A 242-nucleotide genomic window follows, 5' to 3' on the forward strand; every position below is an offset into this window, starting at 1 on the left:
GTGGTTGTATTAAATGGGGAAATTTTATTGAAGCCGAAAGACAAACAGCAAGCAGCCGAGTATTTGCATAAGCTGTCTGGCAAAACGCACGAAGTTATCACTACCGTCAGCATGCGCCAGGGGGATAGTGACAGGTCATTCCATGAATGTGTCCGCGTGCGTTTTTATGAGTTGCCAACATCTTGGATCGACGCCTACACCGATACGGCGGATCCTTATGACAAAGCCGGCGCATACGGCAT

1 protein-coding gene is annotated in these 242 nt (G+C 48.8%); it reads left to right on the plus strand.

The genetic code is table 11. From position 1 onward, the window contains the following. Positions 1-27: 27 nt before the first annotated feature. Positions 28-242 (plus strand): Maf family protein (locus SB822_RS60170; protein ID WP_410859522.1); only part of this gene is annotated, 215 nt, incomplete at its 3' end.

Origin of the sequence: Paraburkholderia sp. SIMBA_054 (assembly GCF_046534875.1) — a bacterium.
Taxonomy (GTDB): Bacteria; Pseudomonadota; Gammaproteobacteria; order Burkholderiales; family Burkholderiaceae; genus Paraburkholderia; species Paraburkholderia hospita.